Origin of the sequence: Candidatus Nitrosacidococcus tergens (assembly GCF_902810445.1) — a bacterium.
Classification (GTDB): Bacteria; Pseudomonadota; Gammaproteobacteria; order Nitrosococcales; family Nitrosococcaceae; genus Nitrosacidococcus; species Nitrosacidococcus tergens.
Genome location: NZ_LR778175.1, coordinates 247363 through 263600 on the forward strand (window position 1 = coordinate 247363; position 16238 = coordinate 263600).

Consider the following 16238-nt stretch of genomic DNA (forward strand, 5'->3'; position numbering starts at 1 on the left):
TTAATTTAATTAGTATAAATTAAAAAAGATACGACGCTTTAGCATACTCACAATAATATTGATGCAATCTATAAAAAATAAATAGATTTTTATGGCTAAGAATTTTATTAAGGTTAGAGGGGCAAAACAAAACAATCTTAAGAACTTGAGCTTAGAACTTCCCTTAAATGAACTTATTGTAGTCACCGGGGTAAGTGGATCGGGAAAATCTTCTCTGGCTTTTGACACCATTTATGCAGAAGGTCAGCGACGCTATGTAGAGACTTTCTCTCCCTATGCTCGTCAATTTCTTGATCGAATGGATAAACCTCAAGTAGATCATATTGATGGGGTACCTCCAGCTATTGCTATTGATCAAGTCAATCCTATTCGTACTTCCCGATCTACGGTAGGTACTATGACTGAGCTTAATGATCACCTTAAGCTCTTATTTGCTAAAGCAGCCCAGCTTTATTGTCAAGGATGCGGTAGACAAGTACAAAAAGATACCCCAGAGATAGTATATAATCAGCTACTTACCTTAAATTCTAGTCCAGATCATAAAACTAGAATTCTAATTACTTTTAAGGTAGATATTTCAGAATACTCCTCGCCAGAAGAGATTAAAACACAGTTATTAAAACAAGGCTATACTCGAATTCATAGCCAAACGGAACATACATTAGAAGTTATCCAAGACCGAGTATTACTTAATACTATCCAGCATAGCCGTATCCTAGAGTCCTTAGAAGTTGCATTTAAACATGGACAAGGTCATATTGCTGTCTACCCCTTAGATGAAAAAAAACAACCCCTATCTCCTTGGCATTTTTCTACATATCTTCATTGCCCTCACTGTAATCTTTCTTATCAAGAGCCTTCCTCTAACCAATTTTCTTTTAACTCCCCCCTAGGTGCTTGTGAAACTTGCCGAGGATTTGGACGAACTATAGGTGTAGATTATGATCTAGTGATTCCAGACCAGAAAAAAACTCTTGCAGAAGGAGCCATTAAACCTTGGCAGACAAAAAGTTATGAAGAGTGCCAAGAAGATCTGATTCGATTTGCTAGCCAAAAAAATATTCCTACAGATATTCCTTGGAAAGGATTAACTAGAGATCAGCAAGATTGGGTACTCAAGGGAGATGGAGCATGGGAAGATAATCAGTGGTATGGGGTTCATAGCTTTTTTAGCTGGCTAGAGAGTAAAAGCTATAAAATGCACATTCGGGTACTACTAGCAAAGTACCGTACTTACCATATATGTCCAGATTGCCAAGGTGCTCGCTTAAAATCTGAAGCACTCTTATGGCGACTCGGTACTCGAGCAAACGCAGATGAAGTGCTCAATAAATCCCAACGATTTAAACCCTATCAAGTAATCCTTTCTCTATCTGAATGGCAAGTACTCCCAGGGCTGACTATTCATGATGTACTTTCTCTCCCTATTGATCGTTGCCTACAGTTTTTCCAAAACCTGCACTTATCTAATTCTCTGGATGAAGCACTTGAACTGCTTCTTACTGAAATACGATCCCGCTTAAGTTATTTAGTAGAAGTAGGAGTAGGTTACCTAAGTTTAGATCGCCAATCTCGTACCTTAAGTGGTGGCGAGGTACAAAGAATCAACTTAACCACAGCACTGGGTACTTCTCTAGTAAATACCTTATTTGTTTTAGATGAACCTAGCATCGGCTTACACCCAAGAGATACCAATCGAATTATTCGTATTCTGAAACGGCTAAGAGATTCAGGTAATTCGCTACTTGTAGTAGAGCATGATGAGCAAATTATGAAAGCTGCCAATAGGATCCTAGATTTAGGACCAGGTCCTGGAGAGCATGGAGGAGAAAAAGTTTTTTTTGGTACACCTAATCAACTGATAGAAGCCAAAACATCCCTTACAGGTGATTACCTAGCCGGTAGGAAAAAAATTACCTCTCTATCTTCTGATTCTAAAAGAACAGAAGCTATCCATGGTTTAAAAATCATAGGTGCCAAAGCAAACAATCTTAAAAGTATTGATGTTACATTCCCTTTAAACCGTTTAGTGTGCATTACTGGCGTAAGTGGTTCAGGCAAATCTACTTTAATTCAAGACGTACTTTATCAAGGATGGCGTACTCTTCAAGGAAAATCTGGAGATGCCCTTAGGAATTGCCGATCAATTATAGGCTATGAATTCTTTCAAGAATTAATATTAGTAGATCAATCCGCTGTTGGGAAAACGACTCGATCTAATCCTGTTAGCTATGTAGGAGCTTTAGATTCTTTACGAAAAATTTTTTCTCTAGAACCTTTAGCACAGCAGCGAGGCTATAGTCCCACAACCTTTAGTTTTAATAGTGGTACAGGACGTTGTCCTACCTGCAATGGATCTGGATTTGAGCATGTAGAAATGCAGTTTTTGAGCGATGTGTATATTCGCTGCCCAGAATGCAATGGTCAGCGGTTTCGCTCAGAAGTCCTTGAAGTTACTCTATCTTCCGCTACAGGGGATAAAAGCAAATCCATTGCAGGTATTTTAGATTTAACCGTAACAGAAGCGATGGATTTTTTTATTCACTACCCAAGTGTTTTAGAAAAAATAAAGCCTTTACAAACTGTAGGTCTAGGCTATATAAAATTAGGTCAGCCTTTACCCACTCTAAGCGGAGGTGAATCTCAACGACTCAAACTAGCAGGGTATTTAGCCAAAGCTCAGAATCATAAAAAAGATTCTCGCTCTATTTTATTCTTATTAGATGAACCCACCACAGGATTGCATTTTGATGATATTGCTACCCTGATTGGTGTTTTCCAGCAACTCTTAGCAGAAGGTTATTCTCTTATAGTAATCGAACATAACTTGGATGTAATCCAAGCGGCAGACTGGCTTATTGATTTAGGACCGGAGGGAGGAGATCAGGGTGGTGAGATTATTTTTACAGGCACACCCGCTGAAATTATCTATGAGCAGAATAATCATACAGGTACAGCATTAAAGCAATATCAGCAAGAATCTATAGCATTGGCTAAAGTAGCTGAGCCAGTAATTACTTACTCACCTGATCCCGATGTTAAAAAAAAGCAGCAATCTACTTTTATTCATATCCATCATGCTTATGAATGTAATCTGAAAGGTATTGATGTGGATATTCCTAGAGATAAACTTACTGTAATTACAGGGGTTTCTGGATCAGGAAAAAGTACCCTTGCGTTTGATATTTTGTTTGCCGAAGGTCAACGACGCTATTTAGAATCTTTAAACGCTTATGCTCGTCAATTTGTGCAGCCTGCTCCCCGTCCTAATGTAGATGTTATTTATGGTATTCCTCCTACCGTAGCCATTGAACAACGTACTAGTCGAGGTGGCATAAAAAGTACAGTTGCTACCTTAACTGAAATTTACCATTTTTTACGATTACTATTTGTAAAACTAGGGAAGCAATATTGTCCTGATTGCCAAACCCCTATCGAGTCTCAAAATTTATTAACAATTAAGAATCAAATTCTTAAGAATTACCAAGACCAGACTATTACACTACTTGCTCCGCTGATAACTGCACGAAAAGGCTACTACACAGATCTTGCAAAGTGGGCAACAACTAAAGGTTTTACTCACTTACAAGTAGATGAAATTTTAACTTCTACAGAAAATTGGCCTCGTCTTGATCGATTTAAAGAGCATACTATCCAATTACCCATAGGTAGCATTATTGTAAATAATCGAAATGAAGCTCAATTAACTACCCTATTAAAGCAGACTCTATCTATAGGACAAGGTATTGTTAAAATATGTTTAACTGCACAGTTAGAGCAATTATCAGTGATCGAAAGCAAATATACGACTTATTCTATAAATCGTTCTTGCCCAAGTTGTCATCGTAGTTTTAATGAACTAGATCCTCGTCTTTTTTCATATAATTCCAAGCACGGCTATTGTCCTCACTGCCAAGGTAGCGGGTTAGAGGGTTTATATTTAGATAAGGCTCAATTAGAAAAAGAATTCCATGATGTTATTTCTATTTGCTCTAAATGTTATGGGCAGCGTCTTAACTCGGAAGCACTATCGGTACGCTTTCGAGATAAAAATATTGTGGAGATTACAAAATTATCTGTAACTGAGGCAGAAATTTTCTTTCAAACAATCAAATTAAGCGGAAGAGAAGCTACTATTGCCCAAGATATACTGCCTGAAATCAAGGCTCGGTTAGCTTTTTTAAACCAAGTAGGTCTTACCTATCTAACCCTAGATCGATCAGCTCCTACATTAAGCGGAGGAGAAGCTCAACGAATTCGCTTAGCTGCACAACTAGGATCTAGTTTACAAGGAGTGTGTTATATCTTAGATGAACCCACTATAGGGCTGCATCCTAGAGATAATAAAATGTTGCTTAACACCTTAAATCAGCTTAAGCGAAAAGGTAACACAGTAGTGATGGTAGAGCATGATGAAACTGCAATTCGTAGGGCAGATTATATTATTGATTTAGGACCTAAGGGTGGAATTAATGGCGGACAAATAATTGTAGCAGGTAACTTAAATACGCTTTTAGCTCATAAAGAATCTTTAACAGCACATTATTTGAACCATTCAGTAAAAAATATTATTCAAAAAAAGCAACGATCTATATCGCATTGGCTTAAGATCAGAGGGGCTAATCTCCATAATTTGAAGAATATAGATATAGATTTCCCTTTGGAGTGTTTAGTGGGTGTTACTGGGGTGAGTGGTAGTGGTAAGAGTACCTTAGTTCGGCAGATACTTTATAAAAATCTCCAAAAAAGATTACAATCTAAGGAAAAAAATAAGCATACTGATCCAGCTTTTTATGGGTGTCACTATATACAGGGATGGGAAAGCGTTAATCAAGTGATAGAAGTAGATCAAACGCCTATTGGTAAAACACCTCGATCTTGTTTAGCGACTTATATTGGGTTCTGGGATGATATCCGCTACCTCTTTTCAGAAACCCCTGAAGCAAAAATACGAGGCTATAGTCCAAGTCGCTTTTCTTTTAATATAAAAGAAGGTCGTTGCCAAGAATGCGATGGTCAAGGTATAAAAAAAATTGAAATGAGTTTTTTACCTGATGTAATTATCCCTTGTGAGAGATGTCATGGAGATCGCTTTGTTTCAGAAACTCTAGCAGTACGTTATAAAGACAAAAATATTGGTGAGATCTTAAAAATGAATGTAGATGAAGCTACATCATTTTTTGCCGCTCATCCTAAAATTTATCCACCATTAGCTTTACTCCAGAAGATAGGACTAGGTTATTTAGAACTAGGGCAAGCTAGCCCTACATTAAGTGGAGGGGAGGCTCAACGGATTAAGCTAGTTTCAGAATTAGCTAAGAGAAATCCTAAAATAAATAAACACATCTTATATATTTTAGATGAGCCTACTATTGGTTTACATATGGCAGATGTAGCTAAACTTATTGAGGTGTTACATCAACTAATTGATTCAGGGAATACTGTAATTATTATTGAGCACAATTTAGACGTTATTGCTGAGGCGGATTGGGTTATTGATTTAGGACCGAAAGGAGGAGATAAAGGGGGAAATATCACTGCTTATGGGACTCCTGAAGATATAGTTTCTTCTGCCTCTAGAAGTTATACTGCTCAATTCCTAGCAAAACATTTATAAAACTAATTAAATGATTTTCACATTTAAACGGCACGCTAGCTTTTAATTTAAAGCTAGCGTGCATGCTATTTATTATTCTATTTATTGATTAGTGAATTAGAGGCAGTTACAGAAGCTCCTACAGCTTTACCGCTAGGATTCATTAAATGCCATTTAGTGCCGAAACTCTCTTTATTTTGCCCGTAAGTATCATAAGGGCCTAAATCATCTGCATAATAATAAAGAGGCCAACCATTATAAGTGATTTGAGTGAGCCCATCTTTACGTTGAATAGTACCTAATAGAGCGGTATTAATTTTCTCGTTTGATTTAGGGCTAGCATCTGTGCCATAGACAACCCACATACCGTGTTTTGTATACTGAATGCTCCCTAGAAGAGAGTGATCAACATCATCTTCTACTTTAGCTTGAGTAGTAATCGGCATCCAAGTTTTTAAACATTCTCCATAGCAATTACTTGCTTTTCCCTGCTTATCTGCTTGGGAAATATATAAACTATTTCCTCCATTCATATCAATGAGATAAGTACCATAAGGAGATTTCTCAGCTGTGGATAATGCTTGTACCACCGTCCCCCAAGCAAGGAATAGAATTAAAGCTATAACGCTTTTTAAATCAAGAGCGATTGAGTTTCTCATAACTACTACCCTCCACTAAATTTATTAGTTTTATCTTTATGAGGATAGTAGAAAAATAACAAATATCAAGAAAAATTCATTAAAAATACACCTTTAAAAGTTATTGATTTTCAGTTATATACTGAGATACTTTAGTACAAATTTCAGAGATTTTTTTATTTAACTCGTTAATAGCATCTCTATTTTTATCTGTCAGATAGTGTCGATTTGCTATCCATTGCATATCGTTGTAAGTAATATGCGTAGTGCCTTTATTATCACTCCAAACTAAAATTTTTGCTGGCAAATCAATACCAATAGTTTGGTTTTCTTGCATTAATCCCGTACCACCTGTTTTTGGGTTTCCGAAAATAATAAGCTGAGTAGGATTAAGATTTCGCCCATGTTTTTTAGCATTTATACTATGATCAATAATAGTAAAGATATGAAACCCCTCTTTTTTTAGAAGAGTTTCAATATAATTCATGGTTTTTTCGAGAGAGAATTGGCTAGTTAGAGTAATAAGCCCTTTTTCATTCATTATTCCACCTGTATTTTGTTGTGCTTTAGCCTATAAGCTGAAAAAAGACATACTTACTATGAGTATTAATTTTTTCATATCGTTTATCTAAGCTATTTTAGCTTTTACTATCTAACTAGTTAAAAAATATCTCTCTGTTAAATAAAAAGGCATACTGGCTAAATACCAGCATGCCTTTTTTAAGATTTATACAGACTTATAACTAATAACGAGCAAAAGTAGTTGTCGGGGTGTTTATAGCCTTACCTTCAGGGGTTATTAAAGCCCATTTAGAACCTAAACTGATTCTACCTTGCCCATGAGTATCATTAGGACCAAAATCATTTAAATAATAATATAGAGGCCAGCCATTATAGGTTATTTGTACTAACCCATCCTCACGTATAATGGTACCCAGCAAAAATTTGTTTACTTTTTTATCGGCTATAGGAAGTGCGTTGTGATCATAGGCGATATGCATTACCTCATCCTTACCATATTGAATATTACTTAGAAAATAACTGTTTAGACCTAAAAAAGAACTATTGATTTGATCATTTGATCCAATACTAATGACGGGTCTCCAAACTTTATTACACCTTCTATAACAATGACTTGCTTTACCTTGTTCATCTGCTTGGGAAATATATAAACTATTTCCTCCATTTATATCAGTAAGGTAAGTGCCATATGGGGACTTCTCAGCGGTAGATAAAGCTTGTACTGACCCCCAACCAAAAAATAAGATAAATGCTATAGCACCTTGAACACTATAAGTAACAGGATTTTTCATATTATGAACCTCCGTTTAACTTATTAGCCTTGTATCTATTGGTGTAGCGAGGAAGTAAAAAGATAGCAAATACCCTTACTAAGAAAAAATTTACTTATTCATTAGATTTAATTCTCTCGTATGGATTATCGACCTTCTTAATAACTTCCTGTCTCTATATACATTAGAAGATATAATATGCAGATAGGTTCCCATCTTCTGGTAGGATTAAAATAATAAAATAAGTTTTTAAAACCTATGGTTAACATCAATAAGTTTGACAGTTTTAGGATCAAAAGTACTCATAATAATCCTTGTGCTTTTCGATATTTTTCCCGTAAGAGATCAACGCTGATTAATTTATGATGAGTATCTTCATAGTACCAGTAATCCCAGCCGTTAAAGGCAGTTTGTCCTTGTGCTACTGCCGCAATTTGATGAATAGATCCAGATATTTCTCCCCATAACAGATGAGAGTCTGCTTTAATAGTAGCTTTAATTTGGCGATTTTTAGAAAATAAGACTTGGCCAATCTGTAAATATTGAGCCTCTATGAGTTGAGCAATACTTATCCGTGGAGCAGTTCTTTTTGATGGCGTTATTAGTACAGAATCGGAGAGTAAGGATTCAGAAATCCTGCTTATTCTATTTTGAGCAATTTCTATGTAATCAGCTTCCAGTTCGATGCCAATATAGTGACGCTGTAGTTTTCTAGCTACCGCTCCCGTAGTTCCTGAGCCAAAAAAAGGATCTAAAATAATATCATCAGGGTTACTGGATGAGAGAATTACACGGTAAAGTAGGGCTTCTGGTTTTTGGGTAGAGTGGGCTTTTTTCCCATTGATTTTAATCCGCTCTGCACCAGTACATAGAGGAATATGCCATACATTAGGCATTTGTTTCTCTTCATTGAAATTTTTCATTCCCTGATAGTTAAAAGTATATTTTTTTTGGTGCTCATATTTTTTTGCCCAAATAAGCGTTTCTGTCGCATTTTGAAAACGCGTACCTCGAAAATTAGGCATAGGATTAGTTTTATGCCAAATTACATCATTTAAAATCCAATAACCTAAATCCATGAGATGAGTACCCACTCGAAAAATATTATGATAAGAGCCAATGACCCAAAGAGTACCCTGATTTTTTAGTATCCGTCGGCATTCATTTAGCCAGTTTTTAGTGAAAGTATCGTACTCAGCAAAGCTATTGAATTGATCCCAAGAATCCGTAACGCCTTCTACTTGAGTTTGGTTAGGTCGAAATAATTCATTTTGAAGCTGCAGGTTATAGGGGGGGTCAGCGAAAATAAGATCGATAGATTTTTCAGGAAGAGTTTTGAGTACTTCAATACAATTTCCCTGAATAATAGTATTTATAGGCAACAAGCTATCCATCATTCATTATTAATTAATGGCTATTCAGGTTTTAATTCAGGTAATCGCTGTAGACTAATAGCAATTCGGTTCCACATATTCATCATAGAAACAATTAAAGTTAAATCTACGATCTCTTGTTCAGAAAAATGTTGCTGTAATTCTTGATATATTTCATCAGGTGCTCGAGTGGTCGCAATATAAGTTACAGACTCTGCCCAAGATAATGCTACACATTCCGCTTTAGTGAAAAAATGAGATTCTCGCCACACGGGTAGACAATCCAATCTCTGTTGATTCTCTCCGGCTTCTCGAGCCTGTTGAGCGTGCTTATCAACACAGTAAGCACAACCATTAATTTGAGAGATTCTAAGCTCTACTAGTGCTCGAAGTTTTTTATCAATAAATTTAATATGCTGATCAGCAGTAAATAGTGCTTGAATTGCTTTTAGATTGTGTTGGTAATAATTAGCACGTTTAATAAGCATAGAATAACCTCTTTACAGCAAGTGACTATAAGAACTCTAGAAGGCTTGGAGAGCGTAGCTATGAGTAATAGCGAAAAAAGCAAATAACCTATTAGTTCCCAGCTACCTACCCAGTTATTTGCTTTTTCTATAAGATTAAAATTCTCTAATTTACTTCTTTAAAAAGTATTTAGAAAAAATGATTTAACATTATTAAAAGCACCTGAGAGTGCACTTCCTGCCTGAGAAACAAACCCACCATTATCCTGATCATCGCTAGGAGGAGTTTGTGTACTTGAAGGTGGTGCCGCAACTAAAGAAGGATTTATGCTCTCATCTCTAAAGCCACGGGCTAGGGATTCGGCATTTTGTAATGCACTATTTATAGTACTTGCATCAGCATCAGAGGAGACAGTAGTAGCTACACCTTCTAAGTGATTTAGTCCTTGGAATCTAAATTGTATTGCAATACTACTGCTTCCATTAGGTATAGGGATAATCGCTTGATAGCTTCCATCTCCACTTGCAGAAGGAGAAATCGTAATTAAATCACCAGCTATATCTGTGCAATTTACCCCTCCTTGCTGATTAAGACTACTACACACGATATAATTACTGACTCCAGAATTGTTAGGCACTTCTCCTGATGAACTAGGTACGGGTAAACTTACCACTGTCCATGCACCTAGAAGTAATTGAACACCTTCTCCATAGGCAAAATTCATCCGCTGTAGTGCTGTAGCTATTCCATCTACAGTAGCAGTAGCCGTTGACCCATCAGCATTAAAAGTTAACAACAACTGCTTACCTATAGCATTTGTTTGAGGTGTTGTATAAGTACAACCCAAACAAGAACCTCCTGTAGACTGTTGTAGATCAATGGTAGTACTACTGTTGTTTTGAGTTGGATTTTGGGTAATATTTCCCGCTCCTGAATACCAAGTGGGATTACCATTGTTATCATAAATAAATAATGCTGCAAATACAGTATTATTTTGAACCTCAAGACCATAACCAATGCCAGATTGGCTAGGATTCCACCACCAACCATTTTCTGGCATTGCAGCAAAAAGTGGTTTTATCATTAATAGGATAGTAAATCCTAAAGTTTTAAATATATTCTTCACTATTTTCTCCCTATTTATAAAGATTATTAAATCAATAGCTTAAATAGTTTAGTAAATAAAATGTATGTTCGTTTTTTTGTTTATAAATTGTAGAGTTATTCTTCCATTGTAGTCAGTGGTATTTTATCTTTCTCTGTAAAAAAGATGACTAAAAATTTCACTGGTTTTTCAGTACTAGCATTGGCAGAAACCTCATGAATAGTACCAGCTGGCTCAAAAAAAGCTTCTCCTTGATGATAAGTTTTTAAGGGTTGGTTCGATATTTTAGATTTATAATCACCCTCTATCACATAAATTAATCCTGAGCCCGCATGATGATGGGGTAGGGTGCTACCCCCTGGGGCATAAGTGAGCTCTAACATGGTCGCTTGAGCTTCTTTTCCATTAATTGTACTGCCAGCCAGAGTTGAGGTGAGTAACTTGTTAATAGTCAAAGTTTTTTTATTAACTTTAACCTCATCAGCATTGGCCGTTATGATAAAACCAAAGACTGCCAATGTGGTAAATACTTTTTTCACTATCTCTCTCCTAAAATAACAACGTACTGTAACAGTTTACAGTGTAAGCTAATATTTAAGAAAGGTTAGATAATCAGCTAGATATATTTTTAGGTAAATACGAATCTTGCATCAAAGACAGGACCATCAACGCATACTCGTTTCATGGCAGGTCCCTGTTCTGTATGCACTTTCACAGTACAACCAGCACAGCCACCTACCCCGCAAGCCATAAACTCTTCTAAAGATACCTGACAAGGGAGATTAAATTCATTAGCAAGCTTTGCAGTGGCTGCTAGCATAGGGTGAGGACCACAAGCATAAAGAGCAACTTCCTGTCTTTGAGGAGCGGAAAGGGATGTTAGCCAAAATCGAGCTAGATCTGTGACATAACCTTCATAACAACCCGGATATCCCTGAAAACTTGCAAGCCGATTTGGGACTTTCCAGTTCTCTAGTAAAGGCATAGCCCCAATGACCTCGCTAGGTAAACCAGAAACTATATATTGAGAAGGTTTTTGCTGGAAGGGGAAGGGAATTTCTGATCCCATGAGTACAAGAGGTTTGTAATAGATATTATGGCGAAGGAGATCAGCTAGGAATATCATAGGAGGTATTCCTACACCTCCACCAAGAAGTAAAGGGCGAGGATATTTAGAATCAAGCTGAAAAGGCTGCCCGATAGGACCCATAAGACTAATAGTTTCTCCTACTGCCTTTTTAGCTAATAACTGAGTGCCTGTACCTACTGCCTTATAGAAAAATTCTAACCAGCCTTGCTTAGGATCAGCACGCATAATTGAAATAGGGCGACGCATAGGTAAACTAGAATCGCATTGAATGTGTGCAAAACTACCTGGTGTGGCAAGAGCAGCAATTTCTGGTGCAGATACCCAAAGTACATATTGATCGCTCTTATAAGTATCATGAGCTAGGATCTTAGCTTCTTCTACTAAGATAGTATTCCGATGGGATTTTAGACTCATGGTCGTGTTGCCTTATAAATTACCTTACCTGCTACTAGGGTATGAGTGACGATTCCTTGAAATTTCCATCCACTAAATGGTGTATTTTTCCCATAACTCACCATTTCTGCTGGATTAAGCACCCATTGATAATCTGGATCAAAGATGCATATATTAGCCGGTTGACCACAAGCTAAATGACCAGTATCAATACCAAGAATTTGTGCTGGGCGATAGGTTAAGTAGGCAATTACTTCATTTAATGTGAGAATATCTTCCTGCACTAGCCTAAGACACAGAGGAAGTAGGGTTTCCAATCCAGAGATACCTGGTTTAGTCCTAGCAAATGGACCAAGCTTTGCATCTATGCTGCAAGGTTGATGATCAGAACAAATCCCACTAAGTATACCCTCCTGTAATCCTTGCTGTAACCCATCCCGATCTAGCGGAGATCGTAAAGGTGGTATAGTATGGCATTGACTATCAAATTCACCTATATCGTGCTCTGTTAAATGAAGATGATAGGCTGTTACATCTGCTGTTACTGGCAATCCTTTTATTTGAGCTTGCTTAATCATCTGCACAGATTTTTTAGTAGAGAGATTACAAAAATGAGCTTGAACGCCAGTTTGTTCAATAAGTTGTAGGTCTCTAGCTAAAGTAATAGTTTCGGCAGTTTCTGGAATTCCTTTAAGACCTAACCTTGCACTTACCACTCCTTCATGACAATAACCATCAATACCTAACCAAGCATCTCTAGGGTATAAAAACACTTTTAATCCTAGAGTAGCTGCGTAGGATAATGCATTATTCAATAGCTGGGTATTTTCAATAGGTACTAGTCCATTAGTAACACCACCATAACCTAACTTACTAAGTTCAGCCATTTCTGTTAGTTGTAATCCTTTAAACCTTTGGGTAAGAATTCCAAGAGGAATAATTTGAATTGGGCTAAATTCATGTAAAACTTGGGAAGATAAAGGGGTATCGCTTTGTTTAATATCAGGGGTACAGCATATTGTCGTTATTCCCCCTCTAGCTGCTGCTAATATCTCTGTTTGAATCACTTGTATCGGATATGATTCCCACAGTTTTGCTCTAAGATCAACAAAACTAGGACATACAACTCTATCTTCGGCATTAATTGTTTGTTCTATAGGAAAGTATTCAGGTGCAATGCCAATTGCCGCTATCTTGCCGTCAGTAATGTAAATATCTTGGAGTGCATCTATCTGATTAAAAGGATCAATTAGTCGCCCCCCTATAATTGCAATACCCATTTATTTATTTATATTTTATGGTGTTAGCCTTGTGTCATCGCAATAATTGCCATTCGTATAGGGATACCATGGCTTACTTGTTCTAGTATTACTGATCTAGGTCCATCTGCAATCGTAGATTCGATTTCCACACCACGATTAATAGGACCTGGATGCATTACAATTACATCTGGTTTTGCAACAGCAAGTTTTTCCTCTGTTAATCCATAGAGTCGGAAATATTCTTGCAAGCTTGGCAGTAATGCACTTTGCATTCGCTCTTGTTGAAGACGTAGCATGATAACTACATCTACATCTCTTAAGCCTGATTCCATATCATAAAAGATATTAATTCCCAAAGCATCCATACTCTGAGGTAAAAGAGTACGTGGCCCAATTACTCTAATTTCTCGGACTCCTAAAATTTTAAGTGCTTGAATTTCTGAACGTGCTACCCGAGAGTGGAGAATATCTCCAACAATAGCGACTATAAGATCGGAAAAATCAGTTTTATAACGACGAATAGTAAACATATCTAACATCGCTTGAGAGGGATGGGCATGACATCCATCTCCAGCATTAATAACATTTACATGTCGGGGTGCATGATAAGCAAGAAAGTAAGCAGCTCCACTATCCGGGTGCCGTACAATAAACATATTGCAACGCATCGCATTGAGGCTAGATAGGGTATCTAATAAGCTTTCTCCTTTCTGAGTAGATGAAGTGCGGATATTAAAGTTAATAACGTCTGCAGATAAACATTTGGCTGCTAGCTCAAATGTACTCAAAGTACGTGTACTATTTTCAAAAAACAGATTAATTATTGTTTTACCCTCGAGTAGGGGGGTTTTACTGTTGTTTTGTAACGTGCTTGTAAAATGGTCAGCAGTATCAAGGATTTGCAATATAATATCTTTATTTAACCCTTGAATAGTTAAAAAATGGCGTAATTTTCCTCCACTATTTATCTGAATACTATTCATGGGATTTGCAAAATAGCCGTCAATTATTTCATATTTAGATCTAAAGGAATTAAAGCAGTATAAAAACTTACTGTTCTCTTAGCCAAGTTTGTAAAATGCATTGGGCAGCCAGCTGATCAATGCAGCGATGGCCTCTAGGGCTAGATTTATAATTTACTTGCTCCCAAGCCTCAGCCGTTGATAAACGCTCATCAATCCACTCTACTGTTAATCCATAACGGCCTTGAAGGCGATGTCCAAAACGAGAAGCTGCATGAGTAAGTGGTTGTTCAGATTGGTCCATATTGAGGGGTAGGCCTACTACAAGCAAATCCGGGTGCCACTGTTCTATAAGTTGAGTGACTTGATCCCAATTAGGGGTTCCATTACGAGCTCTCAAGGTGGTAAGTGGATTTGCAGTATAAGTAATCTCCTGTCCTACAGCTACTCCGATATAACTTAAACCAAAGTCAAAGCCAAGTACTACCCTAGGTCGAGTAGAGAATTTTGTAGCTTTAATATGATTCATGCGTGTCCAATTTCTCCAGAGAGATTAGAAAAATTAACACCTATCAGTGCAGCAGCAGCTTCCCACCGCTGCTCATAGGAGATATCAAAAATAATTTGATTATCAGCCGGTACACTAAGCCAAGCATTTTCTGCTAATTCTTGTTCCAATTGATGAGAATCCCAACCTGCATATCCTAGTGCAATCAGTGCCTGAGATGGTCCCTTTCCTTGGGCAATTGCATCAACAATATCATAAGAAGTAGTCAATCCTAGAGTATCACTGATTTTTAGTGTAGTTTCCCATTCACCTATGGGATGATGCATAACAAACCCTTGGTTTTGCCCCATAGGTCCACCTAAGCATATAGGTGCTGTACCCTGTACTTCCTCGTGTTGTTCTTTTACTTTTATTTGTTGTAGTAATTTATTTAGATCGATATTTAGGGGGCGATTAATTACAATGCCCATCGCACCATTTTCGTTATGCTCACAAATTAGTGCAACCGTTCGAGAAAAATTAATATCCATTAGAGTAGGCATAGCAATTAGGAAATGGTTACAAAGGTAACCTTCTATTTTCATAATAACCTACCTATTTTAGGTTCAGTTGGAGCTAAAATATTTGGCACTTGCAAATGTCCATGTCCGAGTAATTGTAAGTATATCATAGCCTTCCAATAGAGATTTAGGTACTTTAGCAAAGGGAGCGGCTAAATGGACTATCTGAACTGCTGCTTTATCTAATACTTTATGTCCAGAGGATTTTCGTATGGTAATATTAGCTACTGTACCATTAGGATTAAGATCTACAGAAAGGACAAGTTGACCTGATAAATTTTGTCGTTTCGCTTCTTCTGGATAGCTTAGCCTACCCACTCGCTCTACTTTTTTTCGCCAAGAATCTAAATAAGAAGTCGCAGCATATAGTTTTGTACTTGAACTAATATACCGTCTGCGGAGTCCATCTGTATGTCTTTCATCAATAATGTGTTGATCTAAATGGGCAACTAAATTTTCAGAAGAGGGGACAGTACCTCTTATCAGTTTCGATTTAATTTCTATTTTGGAATCTATTTCTTCTTGAGAAGTACTAGATTTTATTGCTGAGTCTGAGGAATGAGATATGTTTTTTTGAGAATGAGTATCAGGTGTAGAGGATTTAGGCAATATTTTTTTAGGTGAAGAGAGCGTATTTTTTTTAGACAGAGGCTTTGTAAGGGGTGTATTAGGAGTCTTTTTTTTATAAGCGGGTACGGGTTGTACCTTTTGTTTCTTAGGTGCTATTTTCGGTGTAGAAGAAGGGGATTGCTCTTTTTTGATCGGAGTAATCAAAGTTAAGTTTATCATCGGAGATGGGTTTTTTTTAAGCTCAATAGGATATTCGCTATTTTGTTTTAGATTCAAAACAATAGCTACATGTATTAATAGAGAAATAACTACGCCTACTCTAAGAGGGTATCTATAAAGTAACGCTATTAGCTCCATAAACATATCAATAAATTTTTTATTTAAAGATTAATCTATTTTTTTTTAATAAAATGTTGATATA

The 16238-nt window shown here is 36.9% G+C and carries 14 protein-coding genes; 1 reads left to right on the forward strand and 13 read right to left on the reverse strand.

What is annotated here, in order from left to right:
* Positions 1–91: 91 nt before the first annotated feature.
* Positions 92–5617, forward strand: coding sequence for an excinuclease ABC subunit UvrA (gene uvrA / locus NSCAC_RS01255; RefSeq protein WP_197744633.1), 5526 nt, complete (start codon positions 92–94; stop codon positions 5615–5617).
* 77 nt (positions 5618–5694) lie between these two features.
* On the opposite strand, the gene NSCAC_RS01260 is transcribed toward uvrA, so the two are convergent.
* The 13 genes from NSCAC_RS01260 to NSCAC_RS01320 all read right to left on the reverse strand — a co-directional run bounded on the left by NSCAC_RS01260 (position 5695) and on the right by NSCAC_RS01320 (position 16180).
* On the reverse strand, positions 5695–6255 hold the full coding sequence (locus NSCAC_RS01260) for a COG4315 family predicted lipoprotein (protein ID WP_197744634.1): 561 nt from the start codon (positions 6253–6255) through the stop codon (positions 5695–5697).
* 100 nt (positions 6256–6355) lie between these two features.
* Positions 6356–6775: a DUF302 domain-containing protein gene (locus tag NSCAC_RS01265; RefSeq protein WP_197744635.1), complete on the reverse strand. Its 420-nt coding sequence runs from the start codon at positions 6773–6775 to the stop codon at positions 6356–6358.
* A 202-nt stretch (positions 6776–6977) separates the two neighbouring features.
* A complete protein-coding gene (locus tag NSCAC_RS01270; protein ID WP_197744636.1) occupies positions 6978–7547 on the reverse strand; it encodes a COG4315 family predicted lipoprotein in 570 nt (189 codons plus the stop codon).
* 281 nt (positions 7548–7828) lie between these two features.
* Positions 7829–8923 carry a site-specific DNA-methyltransferase gene (locus tag NSCAC_RS01275; RefSeq protein ID WP_232085949.1) on the reverse strand — a complete coding sequence of 365 codons (1095 nt, stop codon included), beginning with the start codon at positions 8921–8923 and terminating at the stop codon, positions 7829–7831.
* A gap of 17 nt (positions 8924–8940) precedes the next feature.
* Positions 8941–9387 carry a carboxymuconolactone decarboxylase family protein gene (locus NSCAC_RS01280; RefSeq protein ID WP_197744637.1) on the reverse strand — a complete coding sequence of 149 codons (447 nt, stop codon included), beginning with the start codon at positions 9385–9387 and terminating at the stop codon, positions 8941–8943.
* A 158-nt stretch (positions 9388–9545) separates the two neighbouring features.
* On the reverse strand, positions 9546–10493 hold the full coding sequence (locus NSCAC_RS01285; protein ID WP_197744638.1) for a hypothetical protein: 948 nt from the start codon (positions 10491–10493) through the stop codon (positions 9546–9548).
* A gap of 95 nt (positions 10494–10588) precedes the next feature.
* Positions 10589–11011 (reverse strand): cupin domain-containing protein, encoded by a 423-nt coding sequence (locus NSCAC_RS01290; RefSeq protein WP_197744639.1) that lies wholly within the window; start codon positions 11009–11011, stop codon positions 10589–10591.
* Positions 11012–11100: 89 nt separating this feature from the next.
* The gene (locus NSCAC_RS01295; protein ID WP_197744640.1) at positions 11101–11976 is read right to left on the reverse strand and encodes a dihydroorotate dehydrogenase electron transfer subunit; all 876 of its coding nucleotides are present in this window, start codon (positions 11974–11976) and stop codon (positions 11101–11103) included.
* Entirely contained in the window at positions 11973–13235 is a 1263-nt protein-coding gene (locus NSCAC_RS01300; RefSeq protein ID WP_197744641.1) for an amidohydrolase family protein, read from the reverse strand. The genes NSCAC_RS01295 and NSCAC_RS01300 overlap by 4 nt, the downstream gene beginning before the upstream one ends.
* Positions 13236–13258: 23 nt before the next feature.
* Positions 13259–14200: an aspartate carbamoyltransferase catalytic subunit gene (locus NSCAC_RS01305; RefSeq protein WP_197744642.1), complete on the reverse strand. Its 942-nt coding sequence runs from the start codon at positions 14198–14200 to the stop codon at positions 13259–13261.
* 67 nt (positions 14201–14267) lie between these two features.
* Positions 14268–14708, reverse strand: a complete 441-nt coding sequence (gene ruvX / locus NSCAC_RS01310; RefSeq protein WP_197744643.1) for a Holliday junction resolvase RuvX — start codon at positions 14706–14708, stop codon at positions 14268–14270.
* Positions 14705–15271: a YqgE/AlgH family protein gene (locus NSCAC_RS01315; RefSeq protein WP_197744644.1), complete on the reverse strand. Its 567-nt coding sequence runs from the start codon at positions 15269–15271 to the stop codon at positions 14705–14707. The genes ruvX and NSCAC_RS01315 overlap by 4 nt, the downstream gene beginning before the upstream one ends.
* Positions 15272–15292: 21 nt before the next feature.
* Positions 15293–16180: an energy transducer TonB gene (locus tag NSCAC_RS01320; RefSeq protein WP_232085950.1), complete on the reverse strand. Its 888-nt coding sequence runs from the start codon at positions 16178–16180 to the stop codon at positions 15293–15295.
* Positions 16181–16238 lie beyond the last annotated feature (58 nt).